The sequence below is a fragment of the Paenibacillus sp. FSL R7-0345 genome, assembly GCF_038595055.1.
In the GTDB taxonomy this organism is placed as follows: domain Bacteria; phylum Bacillota; class Bacilli; order Paenibacillales; family Paenibacillaceae; genus Paenibacillus_AQ.
On sequence record NZ_CP152002.1, the window covers coordinates 5,501,109 to 5,516,012 of the forward strand.

Genomic DNA, 14,904 nt, shown 5'->3' on the forward strand with positions numbered 1-14,904 from the left:
GATCAGGCCGAAGTCCTGCAGGTTCTGGCGCGCCGCTGCGTCAGGCGCGCCCGGTGCCGGCGCTGGGGCATCCAGCGCCGTGTACCGCAGCCGCAGCCCCGCCAGGAAGGCTGCGGCCTCACCGCCGGCACGGACCAGCGCGGCGGCGGACCCCCTGGGGCGCGCCAGCGGCGCCCCGGGCAGGGGCTGGCCTGCGCCGGCGGGGCCCCGGCGTGGGCCAGCAGGTTCCGCAGCAGCAGGCAGGCCTGCGGGACCTGCTCCAGATTGGCCATCAGCTCCAGCTGATTGGCCAGGAGCAGGCCCGCTCCGCTGCGGTATTCCAGCAGCGGCGACCACAGATCGCCGCCGTCGCCGAAATCGCCCGAGCTGCATTCCAGCAGCAGGGTGAAATCGCCGGGCACCGGCTTCTCGAAGGCCGCGCGGATAATCGGCAGCGGCCCTTCTTCACGCAGCTCCGCGTGCCAGAACATGAGGCTGCTGTCGTCGAAACCCTCCAGCACTGGATGCCGGTAGCTGCCGGCATGGGCGCGAAGGAATGGCCGCCTTGAGAGCGGCAGCCTGCCGGGTGACAAGCTGCTCTGCTCCAGCAGCAGCACCCGGCCGCCGCGTGCGGCGAAGGCCTGCAGCCCGGCCTCAAGCGTGCCGTCCGCATCCTCCGCATAGCTGCCGATAATCAGCAGCGAACCGGCAGCAAGTCGATCCACCTCAGCGGAGTCCACCCGCTTACAGCGTGGAACAAGCCTGCGGATATAAGCAAAATCAGCGTCTGATCCGTAATAGGCTGCCTGCCGCTGCAGGTTCACCGGCTGCCTCAGCAGGCTTGCGGACACTATTGTATATTTAAGATGCAGCTCATGTACCTGCTGTCCGCCATGGAACAGCAGTGCTGTCAGCTCTGCCTGTTCCCCGTCACCGGCCGGGATAGGCATCCACTCCAGCCCGATAACCTTATGTTCAGCAGGCTGCTGAACGAACCGGAAGGTCTGCTCATGGATGCTCTTGCCGCCCTGGCGGATTACGACCTCAACCCGGACATCCTGGCTTGAATACGTATCGTTATAAACATCAAAGCTGCGGACAACCGGCTTGTCATCATAAAACCAGCTGTTGTATTCAGCTGCCATAATCGTTGCCGGCTTGAACGCTTCAGCCATAATGGCAAAAGCCGGGTTAGGGATATACAGCGGATAACCCTCAGGCAGCATGCCGTTGTTAATGGTCAGTGAATAAGCAGGAACGCGCTTAGGCTTCACTCCTGGCATGGCCGGATCGGCAAGCGGCAGTGTCAGATCGCTTTCCGGCATCGCCCGCATGAAGTAATGGGCGAAATTAAAGGTGGAGATGCCGGATACCTCCTGCCGTCTGGCATACTCCACAAACAGCCTCTCCTTCTGCGCCAGCCCCGTAGTGCTCTCATCTGTTCCCCGGTAGACCTCAAGACCGGTGTACATGCTGCTGTTCTGCGGGCAGATATACCACCATCCGCCGTGCTCCCCGAAGGTTAACGGAGCCGTCCGGTCCCACTGGCTGATGGTTCCGTCGATGTTGTAGTGACGGCTTTCCACCTCCGTATGCTCCTTGGCCAGCAGGCGGTTGTCCCCTTCGGCGATAATCAGTCTGGTCGGGTCAAGCTGGCGGATCTCCTCCATCAGGCCGGGCATATGCAGCTTGAAGCCGTCCCGCCCATCCACCCAGCGCATTTCATTCTGCAGGCTCCAGAGGATAACGGACGGATGGTTTTTGTCACGCTGAACCAGCCGCCGCACATGCTGCCGGCAGTTCTCCACATAAGCCGGATGGTCAGCGTGCATCGATTTGCCCGAGCCGTAAATCGCTGTCTCGTCAACAATCAGCATGCCTTCCTCATCGGCAATGCGCAGATAATCAGCCGGATAAGGCTCGGCATGCAGCCGGATGCTGTTGATGCCTGTGCTCCGGCAGATGCGGTACCAGTTGCGGATATAAGCCTCTGTCATCTGCAGCCCGCCCTGAAAATGCCAGGAATCGCCGCGCAGATTGACCGGTATGCCGTTCAGCATAAACTGCGGGCCTTCGCTCCAAAATTCGCGGAAGCCGAAATCCTCAGTATAACGGTCAATAACCGTTTCGCCCTCCAGCAGCTCCAGCACCGCAGTGTAGAGAAACGGCTGATCCGCACTCCACAGCCGGGCATTGTTCCAATCCAGCTGGAAGGAGGCACAGTATACGGCCCCGTCCCGTGTGTTCTCACACAGCCTGAGCTTCTCAGCAGCCGCAGTATCTGAAAGCTCAGCCAGGCATTCCGCAGACAGGACCGGAACGGCAGCGGCTGTTTCAACAAAGAATTCCGCCCCTTCTTCACCCTGCCGCAGCATACCCTTCTCCCAGACGCTCAGCCTTACCTTTAACGGACCTCGGCCAGCGGCGGCTGCTGCTGTCCCGGCTGCCAGCGCCTGAACCTCTAACCGTCCTTCCCTGACAGAGGTACGGATGGTTACATCCTCCAGCGCAAGCACAGGATAGCCTTCCAGATACACGTCCTGCCAAATGCCACGGCTGATTCTGCCGTACCAGGAGCCCATCAGCCCGGTGATCTTGGACGTTCCATTTGGCAGGAGTACCGTGTCGAAGCTGCTGCACACCACATGCAGCTGATGCTCCCGCCCCTGCTCCACCATCGAAGTGATATCGAGCCTGAGCGGCAGATAGCCGTCTTCCCATACACCTGCTTCCCGGCCGTCTATATAGATGACCGCTTTCTGCATAATACCGTCCAGCCGCAGCACAATCCGCTGTCCCGCCATACTCTCCGGAACCCGGAAGCTGCGGTGCAGTACTCCTGCCTCAGCAGCATCCCATTCCGCCGGATAACCATGCAGGTCAAAAGGTGCATAATCATACTCGGGAATCTTTCCGAAGGTTTTACCGTCCGGCTGCGGATAGGTCCGCCTCCAGCTGGAGGGTACCAGCACCTTACATTCTTCGTACACGATGTTCTCCGGCAGGCTGCGGCATTGCGGCTGATCGTACAGGGGCATGAAATCCCACTCCCCGTTCAGGCAAAACAAATTACGCATGCCGCCCCCCCTGCTTTCCGCTCAGAGAGCGCACCTCAAGCAGCAGTTCAAGCCTTTTCCACAGCTCCTGCCCCGCCGGCGCACCCTCCCATTTCACAAAATGCGGCTCCATTACTTCCGCCCAGTTATCGGGACGCAGCGAGGTTTTCAGTTTTCCTTCATACGGGGCAGGCTCCCGGGTGTCCGGCTTCTCGGCATAAAAAAACAGCACATTCTCATGCAGCCCGATCATCCCGTACTTATCCCCGTCCCCCGGCCGTTCCTCCTGATACTGATAATGGTAGTAAATGTAGCTCGCCGCAGCTTCCGGCTTCAGCAGAGCCAGGCGGCCGTAAGGCTTACCCGCAGTATTCCGCCGCTGCCAATGCTCCACTGAAACAGGCTGCTGGTAATGAAAAATATCAACTAGCGGGGCCCAGCGCCGCCCAGGCTCTCCTCCCGGCCAGACAGCAAGCTGCCGTCCAGCTTCCGGCAGCATTTGCTCCGGTGTAACCGGCTCTGCCAGGCACTCATAATACAGAAACAGCTGTTTACCGACGGCAAACAGGCTTAAATGATCCACATGCAGACGCACCATCGCTTCTTTAAATGAAGCAGTGAGTTCACCGCTCCCGAAAAAAGCAGCAGCCTCCTTCTCTTCCCCGAGCCATTCGGCCCTATACAAACAGCGCTTCATGCTGCACCTCCCAAACGTTGTCTTCTCTTTCATGTTACCGCATACAAATTCGCAATACCTTGACGATGCTGCCCTTGTTTAGCATGATAACGACATCTGCTAGCGGACTATTACCGGGGCATTTCAGCACCTGGCCACGTTGTTAATCGGACTTTATTTCCCCCGAAGCCAAAAAGCCCTCCCCGCAGGGAGGGCGCCGCCAGTCTTAGCACTCATTTACTCTTGTACTCTTTTACTCCTACACTCTTGCACTCTGCACTCTAGCTCTCAACCACTTAAGGCATAACCGAGAACACAATGTCGTCGAACAGCATATACTCAAAGCCGCTGGTGTAGAAGCCGACCTTGCCCGAAGGCCGGTGGCCCGGATCGCTGCCGGTCAGCCTTAATGCGCCGTCTACATATACGCTGATATCGCCCTCCTTGGCTGTCAGCTTCACTGTATATTCCGTATCCGGCTGCAGGTCATGCCCCGGCAGGACGGACTCGGTCAGCTTCTGCCAGGCCGTATTGTACAGAATCCAGGCCGAGGTGCCGTCTGCCCGGGTCCGGTAACCGATCCGGGTTGAGCCGGCGCTGTCCTGGCGGTCAAAGAGATAGAGAATCCCGTTATCAGGCATCACGGACGGTGTCTTCAGCTTGAACTCCAGCTGGTAGGACGTAAAGCTGCGCTCGAGCAGAGCCGTAGCCCCGTTCAGCAGCTTATAGCGCCTGTTCCCGTCAGGGTCGGCTGAGATGCTGCGGTTAGGGTCCACAGGCCAGCCGTTGCCGCCGTTCTCAAAGGTCGTCTCATGCATGATATTGGAGACAGTTACGGCAATGTCTGCCTTTATCAGCGGATTCGCCACAGATACAGCTGTAATTACCGTACTTCCTTCATACACGGCGCTGACGACTCCAGTCTGATCCACGGCAGCTACAGTCGAGTTAGCCGACTGCCAGGTAACTCCCGTGTCCGGCGTATCCGAAGGATCAAAGGACAGCTGCAGCTGCTGCTGCTCCCCGGCGGCGAGCCGCACCTGGCTTGACGCAGGAATGATTCCCGCCAGCTCCGTGGTCGGTGCTTTGAACTGAATGTCATCGAACAGCATGTGGCTGACATTATTGACATAGAAGCCGACCTTCCCGGCTGCATTATGTCCGGGGTCATTGCCCTTCAGGCGGAATTCCCCGTCCAGATAGAGGCTGATGTCTCCGCCTTTTACTAGCATTTTGACGTTATATTCCGTATTGGGCAACAGGTCATGCTCCGGCAGCTTTACCTCCTTCAGGACGGTCCAGGCCGAATTGTACAGCAGCCATGCAGAGCTGCCATCGGCCCTTGTCTTATAACCGATCCGGCTGGAGCCGCTGCCGGCCTGCCGGTCAAACACATACAGGGTTACATTGTCGCCCATCACCGCCGGCGTTTTGAGCCGGAAGCTCAGCTCATATTCGGAGAAGCTTTTGGCGCTGAGTGACGAGGCTCCGTTCAACACCTTATACCAGCGATTCCCGTCCATTTTCTCGATGCTGCGGTAGGCGTCCTGGCTCCAGCCGTTCGCCCCCGATTCAAAATCGGTGAAATCCATTACGCCGTCGCCCGCCTCCACATTCACGCTGACCTCGGCTGTAAGCAGCGGATTCTCCGCGGAAGCGACTGTAATCACCGTGCTGCCTACAACCGTCCCTCCGGTAACAACACCGGCACTGTCCACGGATGCGACAGCAGGATCGGCCGAGGTGAAGGTCAGTGCAGGATCATCCGCATTCCACGGCAGGACAGCCGTGCGCAGCTTGACTGTTTTCCAGCGGTCTACGGTAATAGCCTGGTCATAAGCCACTACCTGCTGTACCGGATAGCTGCCCGGTCCTGCCGTTGTCCCTGCTTTGCCGTTGATGCCGATGTCGGCGAACGGAATGTCCGGGAAGCCCGGAATGGCACTGAATACCTCTGCATCCGGACGCAGGGACAGGTCCCCTCCGGCCAGATTGGTGAAGCCCGGGTCTGTTGTGGTCACCCAGTTATCCGCATATTGCACGAGCCCGAATTTGTCATAAGCCCCGTACACATTGGTGGTTACACTGCGCGTTACCACCGGATTGTAAATGACATTCCCCTGGAACGTATTGGTGTCGGGATAATAACGGTTTTCCGTGAAGAAGTCCGCCAGCTCGGGATACTTCGCCATGTAAGGCGTACCCGTAAAATTGTTGTTCGCTGCAAACAGCGCCTGCCACTTCGGCATGTAATTTAACGGCACCTGGTCATCCGGCTCATCGCCGAGATACAGGTCGGCATAATCGTACGGAATTTTGCTGTCGATAAAAATATTGTTCCGGGTCTGGATGTGCGCGCCGCCGTTGTTTTTAATGGCCGAATTGCCCATTTTGTAGAAAATATTCTCGTCAATGGTCAGACCCATCGTGAAGTTGTCGGGATAGACTCCCTCTACTCCCGCCTTGCTCTCCCCAATATTATGGAAGTAGTTCCGCTTAATAACGGTGCCCCGCTCATGGGGCTGTTCGCCCGCATTCATGTAGATCGCGCCGAGGTCGGAGAAGGTGGTGCATACATCATAGATCTCGTTATAATCCACGGTATGGTCATTGCCGAAGATCAGCACGCCGGGATGGGGCGCGTCATGCAGCTCATTATGCGACATACGGTTGCCGACACCTGACAGCAGAACCCCCGGATTATAGGCTTTGTGATAATAGGCAAAATCATGGATATGCGAGTTCTCCACGGCGTTATTTCCCGGCTGCAGTGTTGTTTTGTTGCCGCCTGTCAATGTAACGGCCGTGCCGCCGATATGATGGATATGGGTGCTGAAAATGTCGTGATCTGTTCCGGGTGCGCCTTCAAAGTTGTTATAGTAGAAACGGCTTTGCGTATTGATCAGCACACCGCTGTTGGTGAAATTGCGGATCTCGCTGTTCAGGATACGCATATGGCTGCCGCCCATAAATACCGCCGCCGAATCGCGGCCGTTCTCCAGCACCAGCTCCGAGAAGTCGATGTAAGAGGCGCTCAGCGCGTTGATCATCGGTGTTTTGAGCATGGTGACTTCAATATCCGGGTCTGCTGAAGCTGTAAAGCCGGCATTGGGCAGGAAATACAGCTTGCCTGCGGTGCGGTCGATGTAATACTCGCCCGGCATATCGATTTCTTCAAGCAGATTTTGGGCAAAATGAAAATCCGGATACCAGTTCTTGAACAGCCCGCTCATCTCCCCGTAGCGGAGGGTAATCGTTTTGGCGGCTGTATCGATGGAGGCGATTTTGTTGTACGACCATTCCCAGCTGTAGCCGAAAATCCCGTCCAGCCAGATATCATCTGCCTGTGTCCAGTACTGGGGCCGGTCATACGTGTAGGTAAAGGTGCCGCCGCGCGTGTGAACCTCCCCGTTCGGATCACGCCGCGTCGGCCCGGGATCTACAATTTCATCCATCTGTACAGTCGATTCGTTAGGCCAGCGGGCCAGCGTCATCCCTTCCCCGGCCACATACAGCTCCATCGGCGGCACCTCGCTCAGATCATTTGCCAGATAATAGCCGTGGCGGCTGAGCTGGCCGTAATCGGTAATGCCGAGGGCTGCCAGATCGGCAGCCAGCACCTTGGTTCTCGCCTCCGGGCTGATAATGCGGCCGAGAATAGAGGAATCCGTGACCGGGACAAACGCTGACTTCGCCAGGTGCTTAGAGCCGGATAACGTTACGGACTCTCCAGGATAAGCGGTGTAAGTGATGGGCTTGTCCGCTTCACCTGAATCCTGCTGGCGCAGCTCAAAGCTTGCAGTCCGCTCATACCGGCCTTCACGCAGCATGACCGTAACACCGCCCTCCGGCAGCCCGTCCTCCGCTTTCAGGGCACGGATGGCATCGCGCGCTTTTTCCAGTGTCAGAAACGGGGCATTCAGCGCCCCACTATTGGAATCGCTTCCATTTGTAGCTACATAAAATATCTTACCAGGGCTTGTTCCTTCCGCTGACACCGAAGACGTAACGGCAGAAACGGGAGTCGTCATGAACAGCAGACCAGCCATAAGCGCTGCAAGCAACCTTTTTTTCACCAAAGCTCCTCTTCCTTTCGGATTAAAATAAGACGGCTCCGCCAAAAGATGTACCATGGCAAAGCCGTCAATGAGCAGCAGGTTTCTCCGGTATTGCAGTGTCTCTCTAGTCTTACTTCTTCAAGCCTTTATCCTTAAGGAACTGCTCGAATTGCTTCGTTACTTCCGCTACATATTTCTCTTCGCCTGCTTCCTTCAGCTTACCGTACAGCACAGGCCAGGTTTCTTCAAAATCCAGTGTGCCTGTAACCAGCCCGCGCTTATATTCGCCCCATACGGCGTTCAGATTGGCAATCTCTGTATTGACCGGCTCTGAATTGAACTTGAAGGCGCCGACAGGATTTACCTCGGAATCGGAATTGATCTTCTTGGTCTCTTCCCAGACATTCTCCGGCTGCCCTTCCTTCAGATAGGAATTGAAGACGCTGCCAAAAACCCAGTCCATATTCGGCATATAACGTGAATCCGGCAGTGCCTTGATGTAGTCGCCCGTTGTTTTTTCATAGTGGACTCCGGCTACTCCATTACAGAGAAGATTGTACAGTTCCTTGTCAGTATTCACCAGATTCAGGAGCATCATGGCCCGTTCAGGATTTGCAGCTGTGCGGCTGATTGAATGGTTGGTTGTTGCCGAATAGCCGTTGGAGAACCAGTCGCTCAGCGGAACCGTAATGACCTCGTTGCCGCCGTTTTTGGCTTTTACTTCGGCTTCAACACCCGGCTTGAGCGTAACGTTGAAGTCAACGGCAATCTGGCCTTTGGTGAGATAATCATTCATTTTTTCCGTAGCAGCATCCTTGTAGATATACCCTTCCTTATACCATTTGCTGGCCAGCCGGAAATTGTCGAGCTCCTCTTCAGGGTAACGGTGCAGCGTATAGGTAGGGTCATCGGTTTTGATATAGAAATGGTCATCCAGTCCCGGAACTACCCAGTACTGGTCATCATGCGACTGCGGATTGATAAAGGAGGTTCCGAATACGCCGAATGGAATAATGTCCGGTTCGTTCTGCTTGATTTGGGCCAGGAACGGCTCAATATCGGCGAGCTTTTTGATGGAAGCGGTATCAAGATTGTACTTGTCGGCAAAACGCTTCTGGATAATAAACCCGTAACGCGAGCCGTTGATCTGCTGGTTCGGAATCCCGTAGATTTCCCCGTCCACCGAGAGACCGTCCCACATCACCTGCGGCACATCGGCCTTCAGCTCAGGGGCATATTGCTCCAGCAGATCATCCATCGGCTGAATGGCGCCTTTGCGGACCAGCTCCTCCGGCTTCAGCATGTACCCGGTCCAGAGAATGTCGAACTTCTCGCCTGCGGCCAGCACCGTGTTCATCTTCTGCACATAGTCCCCTACAGCGACCGGCATCAGCTTGACTGTGGCATTGATTTTTTCCTTCACAATCTTGTTGACTTCCTCCTGCACCTTGGCCTGGTCGGCCTGCAGCTGTGACAGCGGATAATACCAGGTCAGCTCGACCGGCTTCAGCTCCTCTGTACCCGAATCCGTAGCCGGAGCCGCCGTCTGTGCGCCTTCCGTGGCAGTGCCCCCTGCACTGTTCCCGTTGTTGCCGTTGTTCCCGTTGTTGCCGTTACCGCCGCAGGCGCTAAGCACCGATGCAGCCAGCAGGACGAGCGCCAGAACTCCAAACAGCCTTTTTTTCATGTGTGTGACCTCCTGTACTTTGTACATGATTGTATGTTAACCCTTTAGGGAGCCAACCGTAAGCCCTTTGACAAAAAACCGCTGAAAAAACGGGAAGATCACCAGCATCGGACCGCCGGCCAGCACCGCAATCGCCATCCGCGCCGAGCTGTTCGGGAAGCTGGACAAATCGATGCCGAGCTGTCCGGTAAACTCCGAATTGGTTGTGAGAAACTCGATACTGTTGAGCGTCCGTACCAGCAGCAGCTGCAGCGGCACCTTATTCGGATCATCGATGTAGAGCATCGCGTTAAACCATTCATTCCAGTAGGTGAAGGAGATCAGCAGGCCCAGCGTGGCCAGCGCCGGAGTAGAGAGTGGCAGAATGATCCGGAAAAAGATGCGGAACTCCCGCGCCCCGTCGATTTTGGCCGATTCAATGATCTCCAGCGGAATCTTGGACATGAACCCTTTCATGACCATGATGTTGAACGGCGAGAGCAGGATCGGCAGAATCAGCGCCCACAGACTGTCCTTCAGATGCAGGTATTGCGTGATGAGGATGTAGGAGGGAACGAGCCCGCCGCTGAACAGCATCGTAAAGAACACGTAAAAGGTAGTCACCCGGTTATACCGGTAATCCTGCCGGGAAATGACATAAGCGGTCATCGCAGTCAGCAGCAGGCCTAACAGCGCTCCGACTACGGTTATGGTGATGGTCACCCCGTAGGCACGGAACAGGATATCCGGGGCGTCCAGCAGATAGCGGTAGGCGTCCAGACTGAATGTTTCCGGGATGAACTGGTATCCGTTAGCGGTCAGCGACTTTTCGTCCGTCAGCGACACGGCAACGACCAGCAGGAACGGCAGAATGACTACAAGTGAAAGCACCGTAAACAGCAGATTAATGAACAGCTTGGAGAATTCGAATTTTTTTCGGGCCACTGTCTGGCGCCTCCTTACCATAGAGAGTTATCGGGATCGACCTTGCGCACAATGCCGTTGGCCGTCAGCACCAGCACCAGCCCGACAACCGACTGGTAAAAGCCTGTAGCCGCAGACATGCTCACATTGCCGACTTCACGCAGCGCACGGTACACATAAGTATCAATAATATCTGTAGATCCATAGAGAAAGCCTGAATTGTTCGGGATAAAATAGTGCAGGCCAAAGTCGCCGCGGAACATGTTGCCGATGGACAGGATCAGCATGATGATGATGATTGGAGCCATGAGCGGGATGGTGATTTTGAACGCCATCTGCCGTTTGGTTGCCCCGTCAATCCGCGCCGCCTCGTAATATTCACTGTTAATGCCGATAATGCCGGCAAAATAAATCAGCGTGTTAAAGCCCACTACCTTCCATAATTGCACCAGAATGAGGATAAACGGCCATGGCGCGGCATCCTGATACCAGCTGACCGGATCAAGCCCGAACGATTCCAGCGTGCGGTTGATGAAGCCGTCGGAATGGTTCAGAAAGGCGTAAGCGACATACCCGACCAGCACCCACGACAGAAAATGGGGCAAAAACAGCGCCGTCTGGTAGAACTTGCTCACCTTGGCCTTGATTTCGTTCATCAGGATCGCCAGCAGCAGCGCCGCCGAGGTCCCCACCAGAATATAAGCGGTATTATAAAGAACGGTGTTGCGGGTAATCCGCCATGCTGTATCGGTGGTAAACAAATAACGGAAATTATCCAGCCCTACCCACTTGCTGCCGAAGATGCCCAGATCATAGCGGTAGTTTTTGAAGGCGATAATCAGGCCGATCATGGGGATATAGGCAAAAATCAATTTGTACAAAAGTCCCGGCAGGGAGAGCAGAAACAGCTCGCGGTTGTTCTTAAAATGATGCAGCTCTCTTCCGGCCCATGACTTCCTGCGTTTTCCCGGCGGCGCACCTGCATGTGCCCCCTGCCCAGTGAGTGAAATGTTCTTCTGCATAACCAAAGCCCCTTCCTTTCTTCGTTAACGGCTGCCTGTGTGTCAGGCTTTGCATGGCCTTAGAATAGCGCAGCAGCAAGGATTTGCGGTACTGTACAATCACAAGAATGCTGTAAATCCGGGCTGTACAGTTCCCTGATTTCTGTTCCTTGGCAGAGGCGTGCTGCGGCTGTGCGGCAAAAAGCCAAAAAGGCCCGCTGAATGAAAAAATCTCACTCGCGGGCCCGGCATTCTGTACATTACAGTTACGTTATTTGCTGCGGTCAATCGCTGATTTCAGGCGGTATTCCTTCGGGGTGGTCCCGTAGCGGCGTTTGAACAGCCGGTAAAAATAGCTTTCGTTGCCAAAGCCGACCTTCTCCATAATCTCTGTCACGGTCAAATCCTTCTGCTCCAGGTAGTCCCTGGCATAGGCCAGGCGCGCCGCATTGATCTGGTCAACCACCGTTATGCCCTCCTGCGCCTTGAACACCTGGCCCAGATAAACGGAGCTCATCTTCAGCATGTCGGCGATCCGCTGCACATTGAGGTCAGGGTCGGCATAATGCCGGTCGATAATCTCCTTCACGGTCTCGGCTAGCAGGCGGCTCTTGTCCTCGCGCCCGCTCCGCCGCTGCTCTGCCACCTCGCGCACGACCTCCAGCAGCACGGCTTCTACTTCATCAAGCGTCTCTTTCTCCAGAATACGCCGGTTAATCGCCTGCAGGTTGACGGATACCGGATTGACATTATGGCTGTTCATCTCACCCAGCGTGTTGCTCAGCGTAACCGCAAGATGCAGGACTGCCGAGAACATATTCTCGTAGCTGAAGCTGCCGAGCAGCTCCCGCCATCTGCGGATCAAGCGCTCCGTCTCCTGCAGATCGCCGCCCTTCAGCCCCTCTGTCAGCTGGCGCTCCAGCTCCTGCGGGATGCGCAGCGTCTCATTCTGTTCATTCTCTCGCAGCTGCTCCGGCTCAAGTACCGCCCCTTTGCCGTAAATCATCCGGTAATTGGAGTGGCGGACTGCCAGATTATAATGCCGGGTGAGGCTGCGGTAATCTGTGAACACCTCGCTGAGCGTAACCGTAAAGGTTATGCGGTAGTAGGCCTGGACGGTTTGCTGAAGCTCTCTGAATTTCCCGCTCAGCTGCTCCAGCGTCCCGGCTCCGGAAGTTCCGTCTGCCACAGCTGCTCCGCTTCCGGCGATAAAGACGAGATGCCCGCTTTTCATGTCTACCGCTTCGCATGAGCCGTCCTGGCTGAGCAGCTCCTGGCCGATATTGGCAATGGCAAAATACAGCAGGGACTCCATCGCAGCGCCCTGGCCGGCGGCAAGCCCCTGAAGATCGTCAATCTGCACCAGGGCCAGCCGCAGCGGGGCCGGATAAGCAATATCTATGCCATACTGCTCCCTGATCTGCAGGAAAGCGCGTTCGTCTACACTCCCGCTTGCCCCGACCAGGCTGCGCAGCTGATACACCTTGGCGATATTCGACTGTGAGGCCCGTTCCTGCTCCAGCCCCTTCAGCTTTCCGATCATCTCCGTTACATTAGCCGCAATCAGCGACAGCTCATCCTGGCCCTGCGGGGCGCCGCGTTCATTCTGCGGCACCAGCGTCAGCAACTGGCCCACCGGCTTATACAGCCGCAGCGAAAAGAACACGGACAGCATGACCGCAAGCAGAACGACGGACAATGTGACCGCCACCTCTGTCCACTTCATCTGCCGCACGCTGCCCAGCACCACATCATAATCCTGCAGGCTGACAATCTGCCAGTTATTCAGCGCTTTGCTTAAATAAGTGACCTTGTATTTCCGGTCTTCATGATTGTAGATAAAAGAATCCACCGGTTTATCCGACGGTGTGAGCCGCGGCAGCAGGTCCTGCTTAATGTTAAGCCCTGCTGGCAGCAGCCCGTCGGTCGAAATCAGCACCTCACCCCCGCTGTCGGTAATGAACAGCACATCATTTTGCCGCTCGGCCACCAGATTAAGCGCTTTCACGTTATCCAGCATCCAGTCCGGCTTCACCGTCAGAATCAGCACATTGTCGTTAATGGAGCCCAGTGCCTCCCCGTCATAAAGAAAAAAGGCAAACACGTCGATCCCCTCGTTTTTACCGTCCAGATCCAGGGGAATCAGCTGCAGCTTGGGCAGATCGGACCTTGAAGCCATATAGCTCTCCAAAGCTCCATACAGGGTACTGTTATTGATGTCATGGTTAAGGGACGAGAAGAACCGCTGCTGGGCACCGTTATAAAAGACTGCGGCATGCAGATACGGCGATGAGGCGACGGTATGATTCAGACGTTCAATTTTTAGAATACTCTGCTTGTAATCTGCACCTGACTTCAGCGCGAGCAGCTCTTCGTCGTTGTACAGCGATACGGCCAGATCCCTCACGATGCCGTTCATATTCTCAACGTTATAGTTGATCTGGGTCAGCAGCTTCCGGTCAGCTTCATTCTGCAGGCTGAGCACCCGGCTGCGGGCACTGGCATTCAAGAAAAGCGAGGCAACAGCAAGTGTGGCAACCACCAGCATAAAGCTGAGCAAAATCCGCTGCAGATACTTGCGTGAGCGGATCGTCTGGAGTACATTCATGGGTTCACTCCCCCTGCGCTTAGGTGACCTAACTATAATCCCGGCTGATTTTGCCTGTCAATCGGCCCTTTGGTGCACCTTCTGTTATTCCCGGTGTGCATCCGGCCATGGTCACGGCTCTGTACCAAAGAGCTCCTGTAAAAGCGTATTCGCTATAACCCCGTGGCCTGAGGCATCCGGATGAATCCCGTCACCGTAACGGTAAGCGGCGTTAAGCAACCGTTCCTGCCTGATGTGCTGCAGCAGCGGCGTGCGCAGGTCGATGACCTGATCAGCCGGACAGCCCCCGGATAACAGCCAGTCCGCGTAATGCTCCAGCACCCGGTCGTAATCCCGGTAGGGCGCAAGATAACTGAAATCGTCCGCCTCCGCCGGCAGCAGCGGACCGTTCATGGAGAGGGCATCGAACGGCGGCGGGGTCAGCAGGACCACGCTGGCTCCGGCTTCATGGATTTGTGTGCTCAGCCGCCTCATTCCGTCCTGATAGGCGGTGAATCTTTCGGCGGAGTAAGGATGATAGATTCCGTCATTCATTCCGTAGCAGGCCACGACTACATCCGGGGAGGCTTCGGCAAGCTCCCTTGTGAGCCGTTCATGGATACACGGACGCGGAAACGGATGGGCCGCCTCGCTGAGCCCCGAGGCCGTCTCACTAGGCACTCCCCGTGCCGTCAGCCGGACTCCTGAGTTCGGCCGGTGCTGCTTCAGCCATTCTCCGGCCAGCCGGATATATTGACCGTCAGCCGTAATGCTGTCTCCAAGAAACAGGATGTGCGGCTGTTCGGAATTGTGGTTCTCCGTTTTCTTAGTCGTGAATAAAGGCAGCATGCTTTTCCCTCCTGACAAGTACGCCAAGGGGTATAGCTCCCCTTAACGGCGGTATGCCCGCAATCTAATGGTAGCGCTGCCTGCCCTTTTCCGCCTTGACGATCTCGC

At 56.0% G+C, this 14,904-nt stretch carries 8 protein-coding genes; all 8 read right to left on the reverse strand.

Going from position 1 to position 14,904, the window contains the following annotated elements; all coding sequences use genetic code 11:
* Window positions 1–2 precede the first annotated feature (2 nt).
* Entirely contained in the window at window positions 3–3,056 is a 3,054-nt protein-coding gene (locus tag NST84_RS23720) for a glycoside hydrolase family 2 TIM barrel-domain containing protein (RefSeq protein ID WP_342562575.1), read from the reverse strand.
* Window positions 3,049–3,732, reverse strand: a complete 684-nt coding sequence (locus NST84_RS23725) for a hypothetical protein (RefSeq protein WP_342562576.1) — start codon at window positions 3,730–3,732, stop codon at window positions 3,049–3,051. The genes NST84_RS23720 and NST84_RS23725 overlap by 8 nt, the downstream gene beginning before the upstream one ends.
* A gap of 275 nt (window positions 3,733–4,007) precedes the next feature.
* Window positions 4,008–7,787 (reverse strand): Ig-like domain-containing protein, encoded by a 3,780-nt coding sequence (locus tag NST84_RS23730; protein WP_342562577.1) that lies wholly within the window; start codon window positions 7,785–7,787, stop codon window positions 4,008–4,010.
* A 112-nt stretch (window positions 7,788–7,899) separates the two neighbouring features.
* Entirely contained in the window at window positions 7,900–9,456 is a 1,557-nt protein-coding gene (locus NST84_RS23735) for an ABC transporter substrate-binding protein (protein ID WP_342562578.1), read from the reverse strand.
* A gap of 36 nt (window positions 9,457–9,492) precedes the next feature.
* The gene (locus tag NST84_RS23740) at window positions 9,493–10,401 is read right to left on the reverse strand and encodes a carbohydrate ABC transporter permease (RefSeq protein WP_342562579.1); all 909 of its coding nucleotides are present in this window, start codon (window positions 10,399–10,401) and stop codon (window positions 9,493–9,495) included.
* Entirely contained in the window at window positions 10,395–11,381 is a 987-nt protein-coding gene (locus NST84_RS23745) for an ABC transporter permease subunit (RefSeq protein ID WP_342562580.1), read from the reverse strand. Before NST84_RS23745 ends, NST84_RS23740 begins: the two co-directional genes overlap by 7 nt.
* Window positions 11,382–11,631: 250 nt before the next feature.
* On the reverse strand, window positions 11,632–13,968 hold the full coding sequence (locus tag NST84_RS23750) for a helix-turn-helix domain-containing protein (RefSeq protein WP_342562581.1): 2,337 nt from the start codon (window positions 13,966–13,968) through the stop codon (window positions 11,632–11,634).
* A 111-nt stretch (window positions 13,969–14,079) separates the two neighbouring features.
* Complete coding sequence (locus NST84_RS23755) at window positions 14,080–14,796, reverse strand: GDSL-type esterase/lipase family protein (RefSeq protein ID WP_342562582.1); 717 nt, start codon at window positions 14,794–14,796, stop codon at window positions 14,080–14,082.
* Between the last annotated feature and the right edge of the window lie 108 nt (window positions 14,797–14,904).

What these genes read in the sequence shown, in the direction of transcription:
- NST84_RS23720 (WP_342562575.1), bottom strand. Translation starts at nt 3,056, where the DNA reads ATGCGTAATTTGTTTTGCCTGAACGGGGAGTGGGATTTCATGCCCCTG.
- NST84_RS23725 (WP_342562576.1), bottom strand. Translation starts at nt 3,732, where the DNA reads ATGAAGCGCTGTTTGTATAGGGCCGAATGGCTCGGGGAAGAGAAGGAG.
- NST84_RS23735 (WP_342562578.1), bottom strand. Translation starts at nt 9,456, where the DNA reads ATGAAAAAAAGGCTGTTTGGAGTTCTGGCGCTCGTCCTGCTGGCTGCA.
- NST84_RS23740 (WP_342562579.1), bottom strand. Translation starts at nt 10,401, where the DNA reads ATGGTAAGGAGGCGCCAGACAGTGGCCCGAAAAAAATTCGAATTCTCC.
- NST84_RS23745 (WP_342562580.1), bottom strand. Translation starts at nt 11,381, where the DNA reads ATGCAGAAGAACATTTCACTCACTGGGCAGGGGGCACATGCAGGTGCG.
- NST84_RS23750 (WP_342562581.1), bottom strand. Translation starts at nt 13,968, where the DNA reads ATGAATGTACTCCAGACGATCCGCTCACGCAAGTATCTGCAGCGGATT.
- NST84_RS23755 (WP_342562582.1), bottom strand. Translation starts at nt 14,796, where the DNA reads ATGCTGCCTTTATTCACGACTAAGAAAACGGAGAACCACAATTCCGAA.